The organism is Shewanella fidelis ATCC BAA-318 (genome assembly GCF_000518605.1).
GTDB classification, from domain to species: domain Bacteria; phylum Pseudomonadota; class Gammaproteobacteria; order Enterobacterales; family Shewanellaceae; genus Shewanella; species Shewanella fidelis.
In genome coordinates this window covers 67,741-90,735 of record NZ_KI912460.1, presented here as the reverse complement: position 1 = coordinate 90,735, position 22,995 = coordinate 67,741, and the positions used below count along the sequence as shown (strand labels likewise).

The window sequence follows — 22,995 nt, the reverse complement described above, 5'->3', positions numbered from 1 at the left end:
TTCAAGTTAGCGTATTAGCTATGTTACGCCATAATCTGATATGCTTTTGTGATAAAATTACTAAAATTTATCGTGTTTGTACCTGTTGTCATTATAAATTAATGTTGGCGTCAACGCTGCGGAAATAATAGGCCTTTGACGACAACCTAAAAGCTGTGATCAAAATATAATAATCTACATTAATACTGAGTGGACGTACGCATATGAATACCCTCGAAAAGGTGCAAAAAAGCCTTACCCATTTTAGTAAGTCTGAACGTAAAGTTGCAGAAGTTATTTTGTCTTCACCCCAGACAGCCATTCACTCAAGTATTGCTACTTTAGCTAAAATGGCTGATGTGAGTGAACCTACTGTAAACCGTTTCTGTCGTCGTTTAGATACTAAAGGCTTTCCGGATTTTAAACTTCACTTAGCGCAAAGCTTAGCTAACGGTACGCCTTATGTAAGTCGACACGTTGAAGAAGATGATAGTCCGGATTCTTACACTACCAAGATCTTCGAATCTTCAATGGCATCCCTTGATACCGCTAGACAAAGTATAGACACTGCAGCTGTCAATAAAGCAGTAGATATATTAACCCAAGCAAAGAAAATTTCTTTTTTTGGTCTTGGCGCTTCAGCCTCGGTCGCTCATGACGCACAAAACAAATTCTTCCGCTTTAATGTTCCTGTCATCTGTTTCGACGATGTTTTAATGCAACGTATGAGCTGCATTAACAGTAATGAAGGTGATGTAGTGGTGCTTATCTCACATACTGGTCGTACTAAGTCACTTATCGATATCGCCAAGCTTGCTAGAGAAAATGGTGCGGCTGTTATCGGCATCACGGCCCGAAATTCACCACTTTCAACTGTGTGTACACTTCCGGTAACAATGGAAGTACCAGAAGATACCGATATGTACTTACCAATGGCGTCACGTTTGGCACAATTGGTTATAATTGATGTGCTCGCTACCGGTTTCACCCTAAGACGTGGACCACGTTTCCGTGAAAACCTAAAGCGCGTAAAAGAAGTATTAAAAGAGTCAAGAATCGACAAAGATCCAATTCTGTAACTGACTTTCTACATGATTTACGGCAACTTGATGAGCTTCAAGTTGCCTTTTTATCAATTAATGTTGGAATATGTCACAAAATTAAAAACTTGAGACAACACATTTTTTTTCGTAATTTTACTACATAGTTGGTTATTGTCTGATAATATAGGGTTAGAATTTATTTAAACTTAACGGAGTATCTCATGTTCCGCAGAACCAAAATTGTAACAACTTTGGGTCCAGCCACAGACCGTGATGACAACCTACGCCGCATTATTGCTGCCGGTGCTAACGTTGTTCGTTTAAACTTCTCTCACGGTGCACCAGAAGATCATAAAAAACGCGCAGATGACACGCGAGCAATTGCAAAAGAGCTCGGGCTTCATGTTGCTGTTTTAGGTGATCTACAAGGTCCAAAGATCCGCATATCTACTTTCAAAGACAACAAAAAGGTGATGTTAGAACTTGGTCAAGCCTTCACCCTAGATGGTGATCTGGCTAAAGGCGAAGGTGACGAAACTCAAGTTGGTATCGACTACAAAGAATTACCACAAGATGTGAGTCTTGGTGATATCTTGATGCTTGACGATGGTCGTGTTCAATTACGTGTTGAGAAAGTTGAAGGTAATAAGGTTCATACAACTGTTACCGTTGCAGGCCCTTTATCAAACAACAAAGGGATCAACAAGCAAGGCGGTGGCCTCTCTGCTGCAGCACTTACCGAAAAAGATAAGCAAGATATCATTACCGCTGCAGCCATTGGCGTTGATTATCTAGCGGTATCATTCCCAAGAAGCGGTGCAGATCTAAACTACGCACGTGAGCTAGCACGCAAAGCTGGTAGCAACGCCCTCATCGTTTCAAAGGTTGAACGTGCAGAAGCTGTTGCAACTGACGAAGCTATGGATGACGTCATTATTGCTTCTGACGCAGTAATGGTTGCACGTGGTGATTTAGGTGTTGAAATTGGTGATCCAGCGCTTGTTGCAGTTCAAAAACGCCTGATCAGCCGTTCACGCCAATTAAATAAACCTGTGATCACTGCGACTCAAATGATGGAGTCAATGATCTCTAGCCCAATGCCAACTCGCGCAGAAGTTATGGATGTGGCAAACGCTGTTTTAGATGGCACCGATGCGGTTATGCTAAGTGCTGAAACAGCAGCTGGTGACTTCCCTGAAGAAACGGTAAAAGCCATGGCTCAAGTTTGTCTTGGCGCAGAATCACACCCAAGTGTGCAAGTATCTAAGCACAGACTTGATCAGCAATTTACCACGATTGAAGAAACCGTAGCCCTATCAACTATGTACGCAGCCAACCACCTTGAAGGGGTTAAAGCGATTATTGCGTTAACTGAATCAGGCGCTACACCACAATTAATGTCTCGCATTAGTTCGGCTCTGCCTATTTTTGCACTATCGCGCCATGAGTCTACACTGGCTAAAATGGCACTATACCGTGGTGTGAAACCGGTATTTTTTGATTCAACTAAACATGCTCCTGAAGCTGTCGCGCAGCAAGCATTAGAAACCTTAGCACAAGCTGGTTACCTAGAAAAAGGTGACATGGCGATGATGACAAAAGGTGATGCTATGGAAACAATTGGCGGCACCAACACCAGTAAAGTGGTTGTTTACGGTTAGTTTATCGGTTTAGCAAACTAACACAGCAACACCTACAAAAAAGGTACGCAATTAATTGCGTACCTTTTTTTATTTCTTATTAGCTGATATTAAAGCGTTTCAAAATCATCCACGTTAATAGCAGCAAGTCTTAGCGCATCTGCATCTACCAATTGTTGATGCTCCTCGGTCGTAATAACAGCAACCTCAAGCGCTGCATTAAACAAAGCTAAAGGTGGTAGCTTGGCAAGTTTACCCTCTTTCTGTGCTTGTTTAAGCTTTTTATAAAGCCCCTTACATCCATGCTTTGCAATGAAAGCCTTCTCTACATCGGCAATGCCACTGGTGTCATCAGCAAAATCTGGACATAGATGAGTCAATCTATCACGAGCAGGCGAAGGTTTACTCATTGCTTCAACTAAATCGATAGATTGCTTATCAGTGGCATCTTTAAAACGGTTACCTAGTGGGAAAATTAAAGCGCGCAATAATAGTGCTACCCCACGGTTAGGGAAGTTACGTATCGCTTCATCGAGTGCTTTGGCTGCTAAATGTAATCTCGTCGCCATTGCATGGCGTACAGCGGGTAAATCATCAAACTGACGACCATTATCTTCAAATAGCTTTAAGGTTGCCGAACCAAGATAAAGTTGGCTTAATACATCGCCTAAACGGGCGCTCAACATCTCTTTGCGCTTTAAATCTCCACCTAAAATTAGCATTGAAACGTCAGTCATAAAGGCAAGACCTGCAGAAAGCCGTGTCATATCTTTATAATACTGCTTTGTTTCACCGCTGACTGGCGATTGACTAAAGCGGCTACCGGTTAATGCATTACCAAGCGCACTAAAGGCATTTCGAGTAGCGTATCCCATATGACCAAGCAGCAGTGCATCAAAGCGTTCAAGTGCCGCTTCAGTATCTTCCATTGCTGCAGCTTCCATTTCAGCGAGAACATATGGATGACAACGCGTTGCGCCTTGACCAAAAATCATCAGGCTACGAGTAAGGATGTTTGCCCCTTCAACGGTAATTGAGATAGGTAACGCCATATAACCATGACCAAGATAGTTTTTAGGCCCCAGCTGAATACCTTTACCCGACTGAATATCCATCGCATCGTCAACAACTTTACGACCAAGTTCGGTCATATGGTACTTGGCAATAGCCGTTACCACTGATGGCTTAACTTTTAAGTCAATGCCGGTTGTAGTTAAACGTCTTGCAGCCTCTAGCTGATAAGTATTGGCAATAACTCGTGCAAGCGCTTCTTGTACACCTTCAAACTGGGCGATAGGCAAGCCAAATTGCTGACGAACAACACTGTAAGCGGTTGTTGTTTTTGTCGCCATATGACCAGATGCGGTTGACAGTGCAGGCAGTGAGATCCCACGACCTGCAGATAGACATTCAACCAGCATACGCCAGCCACGGCCAGCGTATTGCGGCCCACCAATGATCCAATCAAGTGGAATAAACACATCTTCACCTTGAGTAGTACCATTCATAAACGCAAGATTTAGTGGGTTATGACGACGGCCTATTTTAACGCCAGGATGATCAGTTGGGATTAAGGCACAGGTAATTCCAATCTCTTTATTATCACCTAATAGGCCATCTGGATCTGACATTTGAAAGGCAAGACCAAGAACATCAGCCACAGGTGCAAGCGTGATATAGCGCTTGTTCCAGTTTAGCTTTAATCCTAGGGTTTCTTCGCCATTAAACTCTTGACGACACACAACGCCTATATCTGGTATTGCGCCGGCATCGCTGCCCGCTTCAGGGCCTGTTAAAGCAAAACAAGGGACTGCGCGGCCATCGGCAAGCTTTGGCAACCAAAAGTCTTTTTGTTCAGTCGTACCATAGTGGGTCAGTAATTCTCCGGGGCCTAAAGAGTTGGGCACCATAACGGTCACTGCGGCACTAACACTGCGACTGGCGATCTTACTAACGATAGTCGAGTTTGCGTAAGCAGAGAACGCTTTACCGCCGTACTTTTTCGGAATAATAAGCGCAAAGAAGCCCTCTTTCTTAAAGTACTCCCACAGCTCAGGCGGTAAATCTTTTCTTTCATTAACAATGTCATAGTCGTCTATCATTGTTAATGCAGTCATCACTTGATTATCGATGAAATCTTGCTCTTCTGAAGTGAGCGTTGGCTTGCCATAACTATGTAGTACTTGCCAATTTGGTTTACCTTTAAATAACTCGGCTTCCCACCACACATCACCCGCTTCCATCGCTTCCTTTTCAGTATTCGATAACGGCGGCAATACTTTTTTAAAAAAACTAAAAACAGGACGTGTGATTAACTGCATCCTGATATTTTTAACACTGAATACAACAACTATTGCAATAAGCAACAGCATCAATAATGTCGTAGCCATATTTTTAGATTACATCCTTAGTAAGTGGGACAGACACGCCCGCTGATAAATACGGAATAACTTTCCTAATAACCGCTTCAATATCATTGTGCTCGCCAAAATCGGCTTCTGCAATCTCTGTAAGTGCATCGGCAGACGCCATGGTGAAAACAACTGTACCTAAGGTAAAGTGTAATCGCCAAAACATTTCGGCAGGAGGGATATGTGGCGCACTCTCTGCCACAGCATTAACAAACAAACCTAAATACTCACCATAATGGGTGGTGATAAACCAGCGAAGATGACCTTGGCTTTCAATATAGCCACGACCCAATAACTGCAAAAAGGTTGTTGTGCCTTCAGCGCGTAATTGATTTAGATCCAATAGAGGGGCAACGAGTGTAGAAAAGATAGCATCTAATGAAGCGTTAGCATTTTCTTGTCTAACAGCAACAATTGCATCGGCAGCTGCTGGCATAAAGACATCAAGGTAACGGGCTAATACCGCTCTAATTAGCTCTTTTTTCGAGCCAAAATGGTAGTTTACAGAAGCAAGGTTCACTTCAGCTTTACTTGTAATTAATCTTAGTGAGGTCTCTGAGAAGCCTCTTTCTGCAAATAATTTTTCCGCAGCGTCCAGTATTCTTGTTTTTGTATCGGAGCGATTTGCCATTCCGTTGCCTTTATATCTATTTAAAACACTCGTTTAAATTAAACATTCGCTTTGTGCTTGTCAAATTAAATACCTTTTATATAAGAATAATCTTAGCTATAGACTAACAAACGACATCTGCCTATAAAGAAGGACTTTGTCCCCGTAAACAAAGTACCTGTCCTATGAAATATGTCTAGCCACCGTATTCATAACCTCTTTCATTGTTACAAAGCCAGCACCCGCTACTTAAAATTATGGCTCAATGGTTACTGCAACAATCTGCTCATTTTGATCGAACTTTAAACATAAACCACCAGCTATGAGGCAACCTTCTTTTATGAAAGGTTTCGTTGCGTTACTCTGTTCAGCTAATACCCTCTCCGCACGGGTTAAAGTGTCACCAACTAAATTGTTATTAGCTACAACCAGCAATTTTTTAAGCATCCTTTGGTTTCGTTGGTAACTCGCGTCATGATAAGTAAGCGTGACTGCATGATCAATTCGTGTATACACAAGATTAACCAACCACAACAGATTTGACGTTATCAATAAAACTAACAAGATCACTGTTCCTTTGCGCATAGCTATTCTCTATTAATACCTTTGTTATCTGTAGTGTTTAAATTAATATTTTCTTAATAAATTAAATTTATAAACCTTGGTCTACCATGTTTATAATCTTATGTGCTTTTTCAAAATGATCTAACCTATGGGTTTCAATCCACCATGTTGCCGCTTCCATTAATAATTCCGGTTCATTATTTTTATTGGCAAAAAATGCATAAAATGACACAGCTACATTATCCCCTTTTTGGGAAGTTTTTTTATTGCAAACAGTAATGATTCTACTTCTTAGTGATCCACGCATTTTATACAAGGCTCCTAGGTTTACTGATTAGCGACTCTTCGCTTCTTTTTACAATGTCACCATATATTTCGCCGTTTAACAAAGCAATATCCACAACGACATATCATTATTTACTGCAACAATCATGAACTTGCATATCGTCAAGCTTAAATAAAAATCTGTTCAACTTTTCTACTGATGACACAAAACTTAAACAGTACACTGCGATATGGTCACTAATGGCTTACATTAATTAACCCTAGAATAACCTTAACAACATTTTAAATGCCTGTATAAAATTACTTTTTTTATAAGCGCTTGCATCGAAGGTGATGAGGCGTATAATGCCGCGCTTCATCACTCGCAACCCCAACTAGACGTACTTTAATCATCGGTAAAATAATGACTTCAGGTTATTTAAAACTAGGCAATTTTTATTGGAAAAAAGGCTCGCGCACTCTTTTTATTAAAAATAGTGATTCGGTCAATGATTATTTTGACGCAACTGTTCTCACGCAAAAGCAATATGATTTACTCAGTTGTTTAATCACCGCTTACCCAGCAACATTGACAAAAGAGCAAATTATTGAGGTTGTATGGAAGACCAAACATATTTCTAGTGAAAGCTTACCGCAATTAATTATTCGTACTAGACAAGTTTTACAAGATAGTAAAAAAGAAATCTTAATAAACGATCCGGGTATTGGCTATCGATTAAATTTTGAAAGAGAACCCGCAACTGCGTTAGCCACTCCTTTAAACCAACCGGCTTGTGCAACTGTTGAGCAAAACACTTTTGACGTGGCTGAAGAACAAGCTGTTAACAGCGATTTGTTTGCAGGCTCCACAAAACGCGACAAACCTTGGCTACTGTTTTTAGTCTTAATGCTCACAGGAGTAACGCTCTTTCAGGTTATAAGGCTATCAGAGGCCATTCATTTTAAAGCCGCTTATGAAAGTCATGCAGACTTAGCCCCATACCCATATATCATTGAAAAGAATAACCGTACCATAGTAACTATTGATAACCATGAATGTATTTATCTCAAAAGCCAACAATTACTGCGTTGCCAATAAAGCAGTTATTCTTACCACTTTATTGGTAATAAATATACTGTTACTCGCTGCAACTCAAATGCAACAAAGCCATTGGATGGGAACAATTGAAACCCCTAAAGCACACTGGTCAACCTATATACAGCAGCACGCTGACCAACTTGCAATTAGCAGAACATATTCAAATTCAGGCACGGTCTCCCCATCAGAAAGCGGTGCTTTTTTTAACTTTACTTATCAACCGTTAATCAATAACGAGTTCATAATGTACAACCCTGATATGTCGATAAAATTTTACCGTCTCAGAGCTTACAACCTTGATGATAAATGCAGGCTAATATTTAGAGGCCGAAAAACACAAAAGCTCTATAACGTTAATATGACTTGTAAAATGTAAATATGTTTAGCTGTAAGCTATTAGCCTCAGCTTGCAGCCATACGTAAAAAATAACTAATCCCCAACCTACTAGTCTTTCTCAGTCCACCCATTACCATCACACAGAAACGATTCAGATCCTCTAAAAATATAAAACCTAGGTTGCAGCCAAACTTCTAGACACTTTAAAGCCTGCCCCTAACAAGACTCGGCTGTTGCTGCGTTTTATTTCAACTTTACAGAACACCGCTATTAATTCGCAACAAATTCAGTAGAATATGCAACACAAAAACAACAAAGGGATTAGAGAATGAACAAGAGCCTCAACAAGGTGACCACAGTGTCAAAACTTGCGGCACTGATCGCCATAGCGCTTAGTACCTCAGCCTGTAATAAAACTGAAGCTGAGCCGACCAAGGTTACAGTGGACAAAACAGCTGAAGCTAAACAGTTTATTCAAGATGCTGAGTCAGCGATGGCAGAGCTATCAATTGAAATTAATCGTTCTGAATGGATTTACAGCAACTTTATTACTGAAGACACAGCAGCGCTTTCAGCAAGTGTCGCCGAAAAATACACAGCTAAATCAGTAGAACTGGCGACTCAGGCAGCGCAATACTCAGATCTGGCTCTCAGTGAAGAAGAAAAACGTAAATTAAATATGTTACGTAGCTCTATAGTGTTACCCGCTCCTTTAGATCCCGCAAAAAACGCAGAACTTGCCGGGATCACTTCTGAATTAAACGGCTTATACGGCAAAGGGAAATATTGCTTTGAAGATGGTCGCTGTCTAACTCAGCCTGAGCTTTCCGCCATTATGGCAACGTCCAAAAACCCAGATGAATTACTCGAGGTTTGGCAAGGTTGGCGAGAAATAGCCAAACCTATGCGGCCGCTATTTGAAAGAGAAGTCGTGCTCGCCAATGAAGGAGCTAAAGATCTTGGTTATGCCAACTTATCTGAACTTTGGCGCAGTAATTACGATATGAAACCCGATGAGTTTTCAACTGAACTCGACCGCTTATGGGGTCAAGTAAAACCGCTATACGACTCACTTCACTGTTATGTTCGTGGTGAACTAAATGAGCAATACGGTGATGAGGTTGCACCAGCAAATGGCCCGATCCCAGCGCATTTATTAGGTAATATGTGGGCCCAGAGCTGGGGCAATATTTACAATCAAGTTGCCCCACAAGATGCCGATCCCGGCTATGATGTAACTGCACTTTTAGCGAAACATAATTACGATGAAATTAAGATGGTAAAGCAAGCAGAAAGCTTCTTTACTTCTTTAGGGTTTGAGCCATTACCAGAGACTTTTTGGCAACGTTCTTTGTTTGTCCAACCAGAAGATAGAGATGTCGTGTGTCACGCCTCAGCTTGGGATCTTGATAACCTCGATGATATCCGCATCAAAATGTGTATCCAAAAGACGGCAGAAGACTTTACCGTTATTCATCATGAATTGGGACATAACTTCTATCAACGTGCCTATAAAAACCAGCCTTTCATCTTTAAAAACAGTGCTAATGACGGCTTCCATGAAGCTATTGGTGACACCGTTGCTTTGTCAATAACACCTAACTATTTAAAGCAGATTGGTTTATTGGATGAAGTACCTGATGCGTCAAAAGATATTGGTTTATTGCTAAAACAAGCGTTAGATAAAGTTGCCTTTTTGCCATTTGGTTTAATGATAGATCAATGGCGCTGGAAGGTGTTTAGCGGTGAAATTACCCCTGAGCAATATAACCAAGCATGGTGGGAACTACGGGAGCAATATCAAGGAGTGAAAGCACCTATTGCACGTAGCGAAGCTGACTTTGATCCAGGGGCTAAATATCACGTACCGGGCAACGTGCCTTATACTCGCTATTTCTTGGCTCATATTCTGCAGTTCCAGTTCCATAAATCATTATGTGAGATCGCTGGCGACACCGGACCAGTTCATAGATGCAGTATTTATGGCAATAAAGAAGCCGGCGCTAAGCTTAATACCATGTTAGAAATGGGACAAAGCCAGCCTTGGCCTGAAGCGCTAGCCGTAGTCACTGGCACTAAAGAAATGGATGCGAAAGCGGTACTTGATTACTTCGCACCATTGCAAACATGGTTAGATGAGCAAAATAGCGCAGCTAACCGTCAGTGTGGTTGGTAACAAAAAGCAGATTAGCGCTGCGACTAGAGATTATGCTAATTAGTATTAATGCCAATTCTTAGCGTTCAATTTTGAGTCGCTCATATAAAGCCATTTCACTCGGGCGTGAAATGGCTTTTTACTTTGCTTGTCGCTAGCGAACATTGACACCTTTATGGTTGGTTTCTTTGGTTTCAATACGCTTTTGCTCAGACTTTGCTAACATCACATATAACGCTCCCGCACCGCCGTGTCTTAATTGTGCAGAGTGAAAAGCTAATACCTCATCAATCTGCTCTAACCAATTAATCGCAAATGATTTCATCAATGCAGGATAAGGCTTAGTTTTAGCACCTTTACCGTGGATCACGATTATGTTTCGTTCACCACGCTCTCGAGCTAATATAATTTGCTGGTATAACACTTCCCTCGCCTGCTGAGGCTTTAGCATATGTAGATCGATTTCAAACTTACTCGGATAACCGCCTAAACGCAGGCGGTGAAATACAGCCTCTTGTACGCCGTCTCGTTTAAACTCCACAATTGCATCCGGCTCACTCGCAGTAATAAGGTGTGGATCTAACGTTAGCAGTGCGAGTTGCTCACTCATCTGCAACTGTTTTCTGCGGGCATCTTGCGCTTGAGTGGACACCGCTTTTTCATTAATTGTTGCAGTAGTATTATTCTTAAGTGGTTGTACACCGGCCATTTCTTCAAGAAAAAGGCTCATTTCATCATCACCCATAATGTCTCCACTTAGTACCACTTTCAAACGTTACCGCAGCTTAGGAGCCTAAACTGACTGAACTAAACAAGTATTAACACATCTTGTAAAGATCTAATACTTTAGTTCACCCAAGCCATCTATTATAGTGTTACCTATTATATTCTTAGTGTCTCCTATTACATGCTTAAAAAAGTTGCAACCGCCTTTACATTATTCAGTTTGCTCTATTTCAGCGCAATCACAACCGCTACAGCTGATGATAACCAAGCATTAAACCAGGTTTACAGCCAATTTAGCCAAGCATTCAATGAATTAGATGCCAGTAGAATGGTGTCTATCTATTCTGAAGATGCTTGTTATATACCTGAAAGCCAAGGCGAAGAGATCACCATAGGTCGTGATAATATCGTGGCTTTATATGAAAACTTTTTCGGTAAGATTAAACATAAGAATGCCAAAATCGAAGTAGACTTTAGAGTCATTGAACGCAACATTGAGGGGCGAAGCGCCACCGACATAGGCTATTACCTTATTCGCTTTCATCCACCAATTGATAATGGTGAACCAAGTAGTGAGTTTGCGGGTAAGTTCGTTGGCGTGTCGAAAAAGAAGCAAGACGGAAAATGGTACCTAACTGTTGATACCAACAATCGTGCTGAAGCATCTTTTTATTTTAATGCTAAACCCAGCCCAAACCTTTATTATGGCCGCCAATTTCCTTCAATTATCCAAAATTCATTGTCAATCCAAGATGAAAAACCTCAACATTGACCCACAATCAACCTGCCCTTGCTGCTCGGAACAAACATACCAAGACTGTTGCCTAGTATTTCATAGCAAAAGCCAATTGCCTGACACGCCAGAGCAGTTAATGCGAAGCCGTTTTTGTGCCTTTTATCTAGGCCTAAACTCGTATCTTATCGATACTCATCATCCCGACTTTCTGAATGGCTTGACCGAAGCAGATTTAACTCAAGAGCCACTCCCTGAATGGCTGAGTTTACATGTCATCGCAAGTGATCAGCGAGGCGATAGCGGTTACGTAACATTTCAAGCCTGGTATAAACTTGATGGCCAATTAGACGCTATTCATGAACACTCTAGTTTCGAAAAGCTAGCTGGCCGCTGGTTATATACAGAGGGAAAACAAAAAGCTGCAATACTGCCTAAGCGCAATGACCCCTGTGTTTGCCGAAGTGGTAAAAAGTTTAAGCAATGTTGCTGGCGCTAAAAACAGCCTTAACTAGTGGATAGCAGCTTTATTAGTTAAAAAGTCGCTAAACTCTGATACCCTCAATGCAGGGCTATATAAAAAGCCTTGCGCTTGATGGCAGAAGTGTTCTGCAAGAAACAGTTCTTGCTCTTTTGTCTCTACTCCTTCGGCCGTCAATGAAATATTTAACGCAGATGCCATTGCAATAATGGCACTGACAATTTCTCGGCTTTCATGACTGACTGAAAGATCAGAAATAAACGAGCGATCAATTTTAAGTTTGCTAATAGGAAACTGCTTTAAATAGCGCATAGAGCTATAACCAGTACCAAAGTCATCAATTGCCAAACCCACACCGAGATCTGATAACTCATTACATAAATTGGTTGCCGAGCGAATGTCTTCCATAAGCTCTGTTTCGGTGATTTCAAGGATAAGGCTTTGAGGTTTTAAACGATAGCGGGTAACGAGCTCCCAGACTTGTTCAAATAAACTGCCGCTGAAAAACTGCCTTGCAGATACGTTGACATGCATTGAGATATCGATTTGATGTCGTTGCCACAAATTTAACTGCTTACATGCAGCTTCTAACACCCATGAGCCAATGTCGTTAATCAAGCCTGATTGCTCAGCGATATCGATAAATGCCCCAGGATATAACACACCTTTTTTAGGATGATGCCAACGAATCAACGCCTCAGCGCCTATGTAAGCTTGTTTTTTAAGATCTTTTAACGGTTGATAGTAGAGCTCAAATTGACGACCTTTTATGGCCGCAACCAAATCTCGTTCAATTTGCGCATCTTCTTTAAAGGCATTAAGCAGCGCGGAATTAAATACTTGGATTGCACTGCCTTGCTTAGCTTTAGCGTACTGTAACGCGATATCGGCACAGGTCAGTGGAGAAAACAGTTGTTCAATTGATTCAAGATCAACGCGTGCTAATGCTGGTTTTGGTTCAACCTGCTCAATACCTATGGTTATTGGAATTTCAAGTTGACGATATAGTCGTTCAGTCGCCTCTTCAATTAACGATTCATTTTCTTCATTTTCAAAAAGAATCGCAAACTCATCACTGCCTATACGCGCAATTTCTGATAGTTGATTGACTTCAGCAAAGTGTCTTATACGTCTAGCCACTTCAACTAACATGACATCGCCATTTGCATGACCGTAAGTGTCGTTAAAGCGCTTAAAACCTCGCAAATCAACCAAGACTAAATGGCCTTTTTTTTGCTGTTCCAATACGCGACTAAAGTGGGTCCGATTAAATAGACCGGTTAATCCACATCGCCATGCTAACCGAACCAACTCGCTTTGATGGTGATGTTGCTCTGTACAGTTTTCGGCATTAACTAAGGCAAAGTGGTTGCCACGCTCAGAAATAAAGCGCTTAACCGAAAGGCGCATCCAATAGTTACTACCATCTTGTCGGGTCAGATTGATCTCTTCTTGGGCACTCTCACCGTTACGTGCTTTAGCAAGAACCTGTTCAGATAAGCTCGGATATTGTTTAAAAAAGTCCAGTACTCTGACCTTACGACCAACAATGCGCTCTTTAGCTACTTGGGTTAACTCAAAATGCGCCTTATTGACGTATTCAATTATCTCGGTGTTTAAATTAACCACCATCATAATTTGGTCAGACTGCTCTGCAGCCGATAAGAACAGCGTTATACGCTCATCTTTGTCATAGCCATGTTGGGTTGCTAGGGCTAAAGCTAGCTGATCCGCCACTTGAGAGCAGAGTTGCACATCATTATCATGCCAAGGCTCCGATGACTCACAGCGCTCCAACGTTAATACGCCCTCTAAATGCCCATTAATCCGGATAGCAACTTCAAGGACAGAAACAACGCCATGGGCTTGGTAATAAGCCGTTAATTCATGTAAGCGGCTATCATGAGCACAATCTTCAGATGAGATATGGCGTTCGTTTATAAGCTGCTTAATAAAAGCATGACTTGCAGAAGGGTTTGGGCGATGAACACAAGAGATAGGATTGGCGTGTAAATTGGAAAGGCGAATAATTTGTTCTAGTTTGTCATCTAAATGACAAAGAGCAGATACGACAACATTGGAAACATTAAGCTGCTGAGAAAGCAACTCTGCGGCGATTTGAGCGGTAGCTTTAAAATCACCTTGCTGCTTGGCTTCTGAATTAACAATGTATTCCAACAACTGTTGAGATTTCTGCTTCTTCACACGTTATCCTGTTGAGTAAACAATCGTTTACTAATGGCTTTAAATTAGATAAAGCTAACATATTATTTTTATAGGGTACAAGATTACACGAGTTAACGTATTTTCAGCAAGTTAACAACAGTCAATTACAGACCATTTTCAAGCTGAAATATCATTTTTTCAGCGCTATAAGAGAAGGTAATGTTCACTTTTGCACTGTCACCAGCAAATTCTGATTCCGCAGTGACACCGTCAAAACGACTTTGCGCTTTTGCAATAACATCTTTGGCTAATTGCTGGCAGTTTTCACCATTAAGCTCAAGCGCTAAAACAGTATCAAACTCGTCAATTACCGCACCAACATCCACAAAGCTGCCACAGTCTGTACAGGTATCATTCACTAAAACCGATTGTGCTTGTTGAATATTTTTCATATCAGATTAATCTCTACTTACATTAATGAGTGCCAATTATATATCAGCAATCCAAAATAAAGCAGGATCATCTTCAAGCTTGCGCAATAAACTCACTCATTTTGCGTTGCATTTGCAACTGATCAACAAAATGTGTCAGCTGTAGTTCAGCGCTGGCGTTAACTCGTTTATATTTATTGCGAACATTTAGTTCGCAATTAGCCAATACCTCTTCCATATCTAGCGATTCATTTCTACGGATCACCATTGCTTCTTCATGTATGGCGTTGGCTAATCTAAAAGCGGTAACACCGCCCTGCTGGTATACTTGGCTATTATCAATACATAATTCGTCTGTATCGAGTTGATTAAGTAACCTCTGTTGCTCTGGTAAATCAAACTTAGCTCTTAAATCTGCTAATTTATACTTTTCGGTATTAAATTGAGCCATATCACGAGCGTCAATAGATAACAAAGAGAGTAATAGCCCAAACTCACCACGTCGGTTTGAGCCAATCGCTTGATTAAGCCTCACACCTAACTGTGATTCGTTGACTAAAACACTATTTGTTTGAATAGCACTCATATTGAACAGAAATAAACCTATAAAACAACTCGTTGTAAGTTAATCGGCTAGTACAACAATTACTTTAGTGTTTATTTTATAAATTAAACTGATTTTTTATCTAAATAAGTCACTGCCGATATACCTTTCCTAGTTGTGGCCATTTTCATCTCAACATAAACAGTAACCTTTAACAGCCAAACGTAACGCTGCAGCAATTAAACTGCTCACTACAAACATCGCCAAAAAGGCAACAGCTTGATAATTGATTCAAATATAACCAAGTCGCAGTTGTTGTCTGTAAAATGTACCCAAATTGAATAAGAATGCATCGAGGAAACAACTCGTTGTAAGTTAATTGAGCAAACAGTCAGTTATTTTATATTTAGGCTTTACAGCAGAAAAAATTCTGACTACTATTGCCGCCGCAATTGAGGAGGGGTTCCCGAGTGGCCAAAGGGATCAGACTGTAAATCTGACGGCTCAGCCTTCGAAGGTTCGAATCCTTCTCCCTCCACCATTTCTTGTCAAATTGAAGTAAACGCTACAAACACAGCAGGCCAATGTTGTGTGCAAGACCGAAGTTAAGAAAAATGTGGAGGGGTTCCCGAGTGGCCAAAGGGATCAGACTGTAAATCTGACGGCTCAGCCTTCGAAGGTTCGAATCCTTCTCCCTCCACCACTTCTTAAGTTCAAAACAAAGTAAAGCTATAAACATTGCAGGCCAATGCAATGTGCAAGATGAAGTAACAATGTGGAGGGGTTCCCGAGTGGCCAAAGGGATCAGACTGTAAATCTGACGGCTCAGCCTTCGAAGGTTCGAATCCTTCTCCCTCCACCACTTCTTAAGTTCAAAAAAAGTAAAGCTTTAAACATTGCAGGCCAATGCAATGCGCAAGACCGAAGTTAAGAAAATCTGGAGGGGTTCCCGAGTGGCCAAAGGGATCAGACTGTAAATCTGACGGCTCAGCCTTCGAAGGTTCGAATCCTTCTCCCTCCACCATTTGCGTACAATTTGTAGAGAAATACTCAGGAGGGGTTCCCGAGTGGCCAAAGGGATCAGACTGTAAATCTGACGGCTCAGCCTTCGAAGGTTCGAATCCTTCTCCCTCCACCACTTCAACCTCTATTTAGTTCTCCTGCGATAAAATCTCACTTACTAGCAACAATCCCCCAATACAAGACAACGCATCACTTTAAAAGCACCAAACGTCACTAAACATCTTGTCAAACACTAACGCTACAAACTGTTATACCTTTTCACTATGATTGTTTTAGCAATTTGCTCTACTCAGGGCGTTTTGTACAAATTAATTTAAGGTTAATACCTGCAATAATTGCTATTCCCTTTATGCTTGTTGCTTGGTCTCGAAACCGCTAAGCTCTGTTTTAGATATTTATACTAAGAGGCAATAACGTGACTAATTCTTGGGTCAATCAAGCAATTGAAAAAATTGAAGCAGACTTTCAGCGCAGTGCCGATACTCATTTGATTAAGCTAGAAACACCTAACCTTGAAGGTATCGATATCTATTTAAAAGATGAAAGTACCCACCCAACAGGTAGCCTTAAACACCGTCTCGCGCGTTCACTTTTTCTATATGCACTATGTAATGGATGGATCAAACAAGGCACGACTGTAATCGAATCTTCATCTGGTAGTACCGCGGTATCAGAAGCTTACTTTGCTAGATTACTGGGACTGCCCTTTATCGCCGTTATGCCAAGCACTACAGCCAAAAAGAAAATACAGCAAATTGAATTCTACGGTGGCCAATGTCACTTCGTTGATCATTCAAGCAAAATATATGCAGAATCAGAACGCTTAGCAGCGCAGTTAAATGGCCATTACATGGATCAGTTTACCTATGCAGAACGCGCAACGGATTGGCGTGGCAATAACAATATTGCCAATTCTATCTTCAATCAGATGGAAAAAGAGCAATATCCAATCCCAACATGGATTGTTATGAGTGCGGGTACGGGGGGCACCTCTGCGACTATTGGTCGCTATATCCGCTATCAACAATTGAACAGTCAACTTTGTGTAGTTGATCCTGAAAATTCGGTATTTTTTGACTATTACAATAGTGGCAATAGCAAGGTTACTTGCACAGCAGGTAGTAAAATAGAAGGCATTGGCCGTCCCAGAGCTGAGCCTTCATTCATCCCAGGTGTTGTCGATCAGATGCGTAAAATTCCAGATGCGGCTTCGATAGCCACCATTAACTGGTTAGAAACGATTATAGGCCGAAAAACCGGGCCTTCTACCGGCACTAACTTATATGGGGTACTGCAACTCGCAAGCGAAATGGTAGCAAACGGTCAATCTGGTTCAATCGTGACTTTGTTATGTGATTCAGGCGAACGCTATTTAGATACTTATTATAACGCTCAGTGGATTGCGGATAATATCGGTGATTTAACACCGTACGCAAACGCATTACAGCAGTTTAGTGCCACAAATAAGCTAGACTTTCCAAGCGAATAATATGCGCTACAACTACAAAAAAGCCCTTAATATCTAAGGGCTTTTAGTTACTTGTACTTAATCGATATCTAAATACTTGTGGGTTTGAATGGAAAGGCGCCAATTACGCGCAATACATGTTGCCATCGCCAACTCAGTAGCGCGACTCTTCTGGCTAATAGGCTGTAAACACACTGTTTTATCAGTTAACTCAATTCCTGCTAACAATTCATCAAGTTCAGTTATGTGCTTTTCTGTCGCAACTGGGTGCTTGATTTCATTTGCACGGGTTAAAGCCTGCTTAAGTACTTGGTAGCCACCTTTCATATTCACCTTAGGAGACACTGTCACCCAAGTATCGGCAGCACACTGCACCTCAAAAGTACCACTTGTTTCAATTTGAGTCTGATAACCTTGGCTATGTAAATAATCAGTCATTTCAGTCAGATCATATAAACAAGGTTCGCCACCCGTGATCACCACATGTTTGGCATTAAAACCCTTAGCGTTAAACGCTGCAACCAATTCACTAGCAGTTAATTCAGCCCAACGACCAATAGCACCATCAACTTGAATAACATCTTCTGGAGCGACTCTATTTGACTCTAATAATTCCCACGTCTGTTTAGTATCACACCAAGAGCAACCAACAGGGCAGCCCTGAAGTCTTACGAATATAGCTGGGACGCCGGTAAAAGTCCCCTCGCCTTGTATGGTTTCAAATACTTCATTTACTGGATACTTCATGATTTTGCCTCTTGGTTAACCGGAGCGAAGTTATAGAGGATTTCAGCTATAGTCGCAAGTAGTTTCAAAGCCAAGTATTTTCAAAGCACAGACGGCTGCGTTAAACTATTGGGTCTTACTTATTACTAGATTAGATTTTATTATGTCAAAAGCCGTTGTAGTTTTTAGTGGTGGTCAAGACTCGACCACCTGTCTTATTCAAGCCCTTCAACAATTTGATGAGGTTCACGGCATTACTTTCGATTATGGTCAAAGACATAGACAAGAGATAGACATTGCCAAAGAACTCGCCAGCAAACTAAAACTTGCGAGTCATAAAGTGATGGATGTGACTCTACTCAATGAATTGGCAATTTCGGCCCTAACAAGAGATGCTATTCCAGTCTCTAATGAATTGATGGAAAACGGTTTACCCAATACCTTTGTACCAGGCAGAAACATTTTATTTTTAACCTTGGCGGGGATCTATGCTTACCAATTAGGTGCAGATACGGTGATCACTGGGGTTTGTGAAACTGACTTTTCCGGTTATCCAGATTGCCGCAATGATTTTGTCAAAGCGATGCAAAACGCACTTGAGCAAGGCATGGATAAAAAACTGACAATTTCAACTCCGCTAATGTGGTTAGATAAAGCTGAAACTTGGGCGCTAGCAGATAAGCTTGAGAGTTTATCCCTTGTTCGTCATGAAACACTGACTTGTTATAACGGTTTTAAAGGTGATGGCTGCGGTACATGCCCTGCTTGCCTATTGCGCCAGCGTGGCCTTGAAGAATACCTAAATAATAAAGAGGCGATCCAAGCGCAGTTAGCAAGCAAAACTGCTAACGATTAACTCAGGCTATAGCAAAATTAACCCAAAGGGACTGTTTACTTGCTCAGATCTAACCATAATAAAGTAAGACTTTGGCTAACGAGCCCTTACGTGTTGGCCTTTGTGGTGAGCATTTTATCTGTCACGCTATATTTTACAAACCTTGCACCGACACTCGCTTATCAAAGAGAGCTAATCTTAGACGGTCAATGGTGGCGTTTAGTGACAGGCAACCTACTGCACACAAATCTTTGGCATTTGGTGATGAACCTTGCTGGTATGTGGGTCATTGTAGCGCTACATGAACAACATTATCGACTCAAAGCATTAAGCCTTTTACTTGTGTGCTTATGTTTGTTGCAAGGATTAGGTTTACTGATATTTTATCCGGCACTAATTGGCTATGTGGGTCTAAGCGGCGTATTGCATGGACTGTTTGCCTATGGCGCAGTATTTGATATTCGCGATGGTTATAAGTCTGGTTACTTATTATTGTTAGGCATAATAGCTAAGGTTGCCTATGAGCAATATTTTGGTGCCAGTGTAGAAGTAACCGCATTAATTGATGCTCGTGTCGCCACTGAAGCGCATTTAATCGGTATGTTAACGGGGATGAGTTGTGCACTCATTGTGATTGCTAGTAAAGTAATATTCGCAACAAGGGTCACAGCTAAATAAGCTGTTTACCCTTAAAAGCAATTGGTGCAAAAGCAAACCGTGTTTGTTTGGTACGCAGCCTAACCTCATAAAAAAGCCAGTTTAAGTCACCTTAAACTGGCTTTATTTAGGCCTTAATAAATTGCTCCCTCAGCTGGCTCACTTGATCACGAATAGCAGCTGCTTGCTCGAATTCAAGATTCTTAGCATGTTCATGCATCTGCTTTTCTAGCCTATCAATTTCGTGGCTAATATCTGCAGGTCTTGCATGATAAGTCGCGTTAGGCTCAGCGACACGCTTGAGGTTATCTTGACTGATGTCCGACGTATCACCCACGTCCATTACATCTGTGATACGTTTAACCACCCCTTTCGGTGTGATGCCATTATCCACATTGAACTTATGCTGCTTCTCTCGGCGACGATTGGTCTCTGTTATCGCTTTGTCCATTGACTTAGTGATGCGATCCGCATACAGAATAACTTTACCATTCACATTACGTGCTGCACGACCTATGGTCTGAATAAGTGAGCGTTCAGAACGTAAAAAGCCCTCTTTATCTGCATCTAAAATACAAACTAACGAGACTTCAGGCATATCTAGCCCTTCTCGTAATAAGTTAATACCGATCAATACATCAAAAACCCCAAGTCTTAGATCTCGAATAATCTCAACCCGTTCAACTGTATCGATATCTGAGTGTAAATAGCGAACTTTAACTCCATGCTCATCTAAATACTCAGTGAGATCCTCAGACATGCGCTTGGTTAGTGTTGTCACCAGCACACGTTCATTGACCGCAACCCGCTTGCCTATTTCAGACAACAAGTCATCAACTTGAATACCGACCGGCCTGACTTCAATCTCTGGATCGAGCAGTCCTGTAGGGCGCACTACCTGTTCAGCTATTTCGCCATCCGACTTTTCAATCTCATACTCGTTGGGGGTTGCTGAAACGAAAATACTTTGCGGCATCAGCGCCTCAAACTCTTCAAATTTCAGCGGTCGATTGTCAAGCGCCGAAGGGAGTCGAAAGCCATACTCAACAAGATTCATTTTTCGAGAGCGATCACCCTTATACATGGCACCAATTTGTGGCACAGTGACATGGGACTCATCGATAATCAGCAAGCCATCTTCAGGCAGATAATCTAATAGCGTTGGTGGGCCATCCCCAGGAGCACGACCTGATAAATATCGGGAGTAGTTTTCAATGCCAGAACAATAACCAAGCTCTGTCATCATTTCGACATCATATTGCACCCGTTCAGTGATCCGCTGCTCTTCAATTAGCTTATTTAAATCAAGTAACTGCTTTTTACGTTCTCTCAGTTCTTGTTTAATTTCTTCGGTGGCAGCTAATATGGATTCTCGAGGTGTCACATAATGGCTCTTAGGGTAAACCGTAGTCCGAGCAATCCGTTTAAAAATATGTCCAGTTAATGGATCAAATAAACTCAAGCGCTCTATTTCATCATCAAACAGTTCAATGCGAATCGCGTGTTTGTCTGAATCAGCAGGGAAGATATCAATAACCTCACCTCTCACCCGGTAAGTACCACGCTGCAGTTCAATATCATTACGAGTATATTGTAATTCGCTCAGACGTTTGAGTATGGCTCTTTGCTCCATAATTGCACCTTCTCTTAGGTGCAATAACATCTGCATATACGCTTTAGGGTCGCCCAAACCATAAATTGCTGATACAGAGGCGATTAACACAACATCTTTGCGCTCAAGTAAGGCTTTGGTTGCCGATAATCGCATCTGTTCAATATGCGCGTTTACTGAAGCATCTTTTTCGATGAATGTACCAGTAGACGGCACGTAAGCTTCGGGTTGATAGTAATCGTAATAAGAAACAAAGTACTCAACAGCGTTATGAGGGAAAAACTCTTTCATCTCACCATATAACTGTGCAGCTAAGGTTTTATTCGGCGCCATAATAATGGTTGGTCGCGACATCTTTTCGATAACATTAGCAATGGTAAAGGTTTTACCTGAGCCAGTAACACCTAACAGTGTTTGGCAAGCGATACCCGACTCGAGTCCATCGACAAGTTTATTAATAGCAGTAGGTTGATCGCCCGCAGGCTTATATGAAGATTCTAACTGAAATACAGATTCTGACACTCAAACACTTCCTTCTAAAGATATGTATACATACTACCTTAGTTTGCTTATTAAAGACGCTGTTTTATCTATCTTTAATCTAGCAAGAATATTATACACCACTGTTACCAGTGAATTATGCCGCTTAAGTGCTGTCACTAAGTATGAAACAGGTACTATACATCAAGCTACAACAGCGTTATCTGTTGTTAAGGTGTTTAAACTGAGAGCTTATTGATGTGCTCACGACATAATATGAGCCGCAATACTGCAGTCCTGTACTTTATTGAAACTTTATAACGCCCAAAAATATCCAACTTTAGAACTAACGTCAGCGTCAACACTAGCAAAACAGCCGCATTAATTCACAATAAATATCGTCGGATATATTACAAGACTGTAACAATAACGCTAGGAGTCCAAATTAACTGTTGATTTTTGCATCACATTGTTTTCTATACTTAAAAAAAACAGACGATATTTTCGTTCAATTTAAGCCCAAGTCCCTATCCATCGGCATTTGCTGGCCGTTTTTGCCACTAACCCACAGGCTTATCCACAGATTTAGTGGATAACTCATGCAAAGCTTGCAGTACTGGGTGTTCTAGTAAGTCGTATCTTGAATGCCCCGAACTGGATTCATTGAAAGTTTCTTACAAATGAAAGTTTGTTCGATAAAAATTCAGCTGAAATCGCAATCGTTAAAAAGGCTTAGCAATAAAACCTTGATTAAGTCATGGGCTTACCATTTATAACTGTTCACTATTTAACAAAATTGCTGCATTCATCAACATTGTGCGCGTTAGGTAACCACTTAAGCGTATAATTTCATTTTTTTTCCCTTGTCGAGTTGACTCAGTTGTAAGAGCGATTTAATATGCGCTCCGTCTTCAACGAGACGTAACTCAACCGATTCCCCTGTAGTTCAGTCGGTAGAACGGCGGACTGTTAATCCGTATGTCACTGGTTCAAGTCCAGTCTGGGGAGCCA

At 41.3% G+C, this 22,995-nt stretch carries 19 protein-coding genes and 6 tRNA genes; 15 read left to right on the top strand and 10 right to left on the bottom strand.

Translation table 11 applies throughout. The annotated features are described in order from the left end of the window. The first annotated feature begins 203 nt into the window (after window positions 1–203). On the top strand, window positions 204–1,058 hold the full coding sequence (locus tag L884_RS0118230) for a MurR/RpiR family transcriptional regulator (RefSeq protein ID WP_028768830.1): 855 nt from the start codon (window positions 204–206) through the stop codon (window positions 1,056–1,058). A gap of 185 nt (window positions 1,059–1,243) precedes the next feature. After that, complete coding sequence (gene pyk / locus L884_RS0118225; RefSeq protein ID WP_028768829.1) at window positions 1,244–2,683, top strand: pyruvate kinase; 1,440 nt, start codon at window positions 1,244–1,246, stop codon at window positions 2,681–2,683. A gap of 89 nt (window positions 2,684–2,772) precedes the next feature. On the opposite strand, the gene L884_RS0118220 is transcribed toward pyk, so the two are convergent. The 4 genes from L884_RS0118220 to L884_RS0118205 form a co-directional block, all read right to left on the bottom strand. Further along, on the bottom strand, window positions 2,773–5,052 hold the full coding sequence (locus tag L884_RS0118220; RefSeq protein WP_028768828.1) for an acyl-CoA dehydrogenase: 2,280 nt from the start codon (window positions 5,050–5,052) through the stop codon (window positions 2,773–2,775). A gap of 4 nt (window positions 5,053–5,056) precedes the next feature. Beyond that, on the bottom strand, window positions 5,057–5,704 hold the full coding sequence (psrA, locus tag L884_RS0118215; RefSeq protein WP_028768827.1) for a TetR family transcriptional repressor PsrA: 648 nt from the start codon (window positions 5,702–5,704) through the stop codon (window positions 5,057–5,059). Between the two features lie 234 nt (window positions 5,705–5,938). Beyond that, on the bottom strand, window positions 5,939–6,130 hold the full coding sequence (locus tag L884_RS23105) for a hypothetical protein (protein WP_156925719.1): 192 nt from the start codon (window positions 6,128–6,130) through the stop codon (window positions 5,939–5,941). 205 nt (window positions 6,131–6,335) lie between these two features. Beyond that, window positions 6,336–6,554: a DUF6500 family protein gene (locus L884_RS0118205; RefSeq protein WP_028768826.1), complete on the bottom strand. Its 219-nt coding sequence runs from the start codon at window positions 6,552–6,554 to the stop codon at window positions 6,336–6,338. A 381-nt stretch (window positions 6,555–6,935) separates the two neighbouring features. Here L884_RS0118205 and L884_RS22375 point away from each other — a divergent pair, with 381 nt between their 5' ends. Together L884_RS22375 and L884_RS0118190 are read left to right on the top strand one after the other, a co-directional pair. Next, a complete protein-coding gene (locus L884_RS22375) occupies window positions 6,936–7,610 on the top strand; it encodes a winged helix-turn-helix domain-containing protein (RefSeq protein ID WP_051435691.1) in 675 nt (224 codons plus the stop codon). 665 nt (window positions 7,611–8,275) lie between these two features. Next, window positions 8,276–10,123, top strand: a complete 1,848-nt coding sequence (locus tag L884_RS0118190; protein ID WP_028768824.1) for a M2 family metallopeptidase — start codon at window positions 8,276–8,278, stop codon at window positions 10,121–10,123. A 133-nt stretch (window positions 10,124–10,256) separates the two neighbouring features. Here L884_RS0118190 and smrA read toward each other — a convergent pair whose 3' ends face one another. Continuing rightward, on the bottom strand, window positions 10,257–10,847 hold the full coding sequence (gene smrA / locus L884_RS0118185) for a DNA endonuclease SmrA (RefSeq protein WP_028768823.1): 591 nt from the start codon (window positions 10,845–10,847) through the stop codon (window positions 10,257–10,259). A 162-nt stretch (window positions 10,848–11,009) separates the two neighbouring features. Between smrA and L884_RS0118180 the strand changes: the two genes are divergently transcribed. Both L884_RS0118180 and L884_RS0118175 read left to right on the top strand, forming a co-directional pair. Further along, window positions 11,010–11,600: a YybH family protein gene (locus tag L884_RS0118180; protein ID WP_028768822.1), complete on the top strand. Its 591-nt coding sequence runs from the start codon at window positions 11,010–11,012 to the stop codon at window positions 11,598–11,600. After that, window positions 11,581–12,060: a YchJ family protein gene (locus tag L884_RS0118175; RefSeq protein WP_028768821.1), complete on the top strand. Its 480-nt coding sequence runs from the start codon at window positions 11,581–11,583 to the stop codon at window positions 12,058–12,060. Before L884_RS0118180 ends, L884_RS0118175 begins: the two co-directional genes overlap by 20 nt. Window positions 12,061–12,072: 12 nt before the next feature. On the opposite strand, the gene L884_RS0118170 is transcribed toward L884_RS0118175, so the two are convergent. The 3 genes from L884_RS0118170 to L884_RS0118160 all read right to left on the bottom strand — a co-directional run bounded on the left by L884_RS0118170 (window position 12,073) and on the right by L884_RS0118160 (window position 15,225). Beyond that, the gene (locus tag L884_RS0118170) at window positions 12,073–14,247 is read right to left on the bottom strand and encodes a putative bifunctional diguanylate cyclase/phosphodiesterase (protein WP_028768820.1); all 2,175 of its coding nucleotides are present in this window, start codon (window positions 14,245–14,247) and stop codon (window positions 12,073–12,075) included. Between the two features lie 125 nt (window positions 14,248–14,372). Then, window positions 14,373–14,660, bottom strand: a complete 288-nt coding sequence (locus tag L884_RS0118165; RefSeq protein ID WP_028768819.1) for a DUF406 family protein — start codon at window positions 14,658–14,660, stop codon at window positions 14,373–14,375. A gap of 73 nt (window positions 14,661–14,733) precedes the next feature. Next, entirely contained in the window at window positions 14,734–15,225 is a 492-nt protein-coding gene (locus tag L884_RS0118160; protein WP_084221466.1) for a VC2046/SO_2500 family protein, read from the bottom strand. A gap of 414 nt (window positions 15,226–15,639) precedes the next feature. Here L884_RS0118160 and L884_RS0118155 point away from each other — a divergent pair. The 6 genes from L884_RS0118155 to L884_RS0118130 all read left to right on the top strand — a co-directional run bounded on the left by L884_RS0118155 (window position 15,640) and on the right by L884_RS0118130 (window position 17,695). Further along, a tRNA-Tyr gene (locus L884_RS0118155) sits at window positions 15,640–15,724 on the top strand. A 77-nt stretch (window positions 15,725–15,801) separates the two neighbouring features. Then, a tRNA-Tyr gene (locus L884_RS0118150) sits at window positions 15,802–15,886 on the top strand. Window positions 15,887–15,960: 74 nt separating this feature from the next. After that, window positions 15,961–16,045 (top strand) — tRNA-Tyr (locus tag L884_RS0118145). Between the two features lie 77 nt (window positions 16,046–16,122). Then, window positions 16,123–16,207 (top strand) — tRNA-Tyr (locus L884_RS0118140). A 29-nt stretch (window positions 16,208–16,236) separates the two neighbouring features. Beyond that, window positions 16,237–16,321: transfer RNA gene (locus tag L884_RS0118135), tRNA-Tyr, on the top strand. Window positions 16,322–16,621: 300 nt separating this feature from the next. Next, window positions 16,622–17,695, top strand: coding sequence for a PLP-dependent cysteine synthase family protein (locus tag L884_RS0118130; protein WP_028768817.1), 1,074 nt, complete (start codon window positions 16,622–16,624; stop codon window positions 17,693–17,695). 57 nt (window positions 17,696–17,752) lie between these two features. On the opposite strand, the gene queE is transcribed toward L884_RS0118130, so the two are convergent. Then, window positions 17,753–18,421: a 7-carboxy-7-deazaguanine synthase QueE gene (gene queE / locus L884_RS0118125; protein ID WP_028768816.1), complete on the bottom strand. Its 669-nt coding sequence runs from the start codon at window positions 18,419–18,421 to the stop codon at window positions 17,753–17,755. Window positions 18,422–18,563: 142 nt separating this feature from the next. Between queE and queC the strand changes: the two genes are divergently transcribed. Further along, window positions 18,564–19,256, top strand: coding sequence for a 7-cyano-7-deazaguanine synthase QueC (gene queC / locus L884_RS0118120; protein WP_028768815.1), 693 nt, complete (start codon window positions 18,564–18,566; stop codon window positions 19,254–19,256). A 105-nt stretch (window positions 19,257–19,361) separates the two neighbouring features. Beyond that, window positions 19,362–19,913, top strand: a complete 552-nt coding sequence (rrtA, locus tag L884_RS0118115) for a rhombosortase (RefSeq protein ID WP_245603166.1) — start codon at window positions 19,362–19,364, stop codon at window positions 19,911–19,913. Window positions 19,914–20,019: 106 nt separating this feature from the next. On the opposite strand, the gene uvrB is transcribed toward rrtA, so the two are convergent. Continuing rightward, a complete protein-coding gene (gene uvrB / locus L884_RS0118110; protein ID WP_028768813.1) occupies window positions 20,020–22,026 on the bottom strand; it encodes an excinuclease ABC subunit UvrB in 2,007 nt (668 codons plus the stop codon). Between the two features lie 893 nt (window positions 22,027–22,919). Between uvrB and L884_RS0118105 the strand changes: the two genes are divergently transcribed. After that, window positions 22,920–22,995 (top strand) — tRNA-Asn (locus tag L884_RS0118105).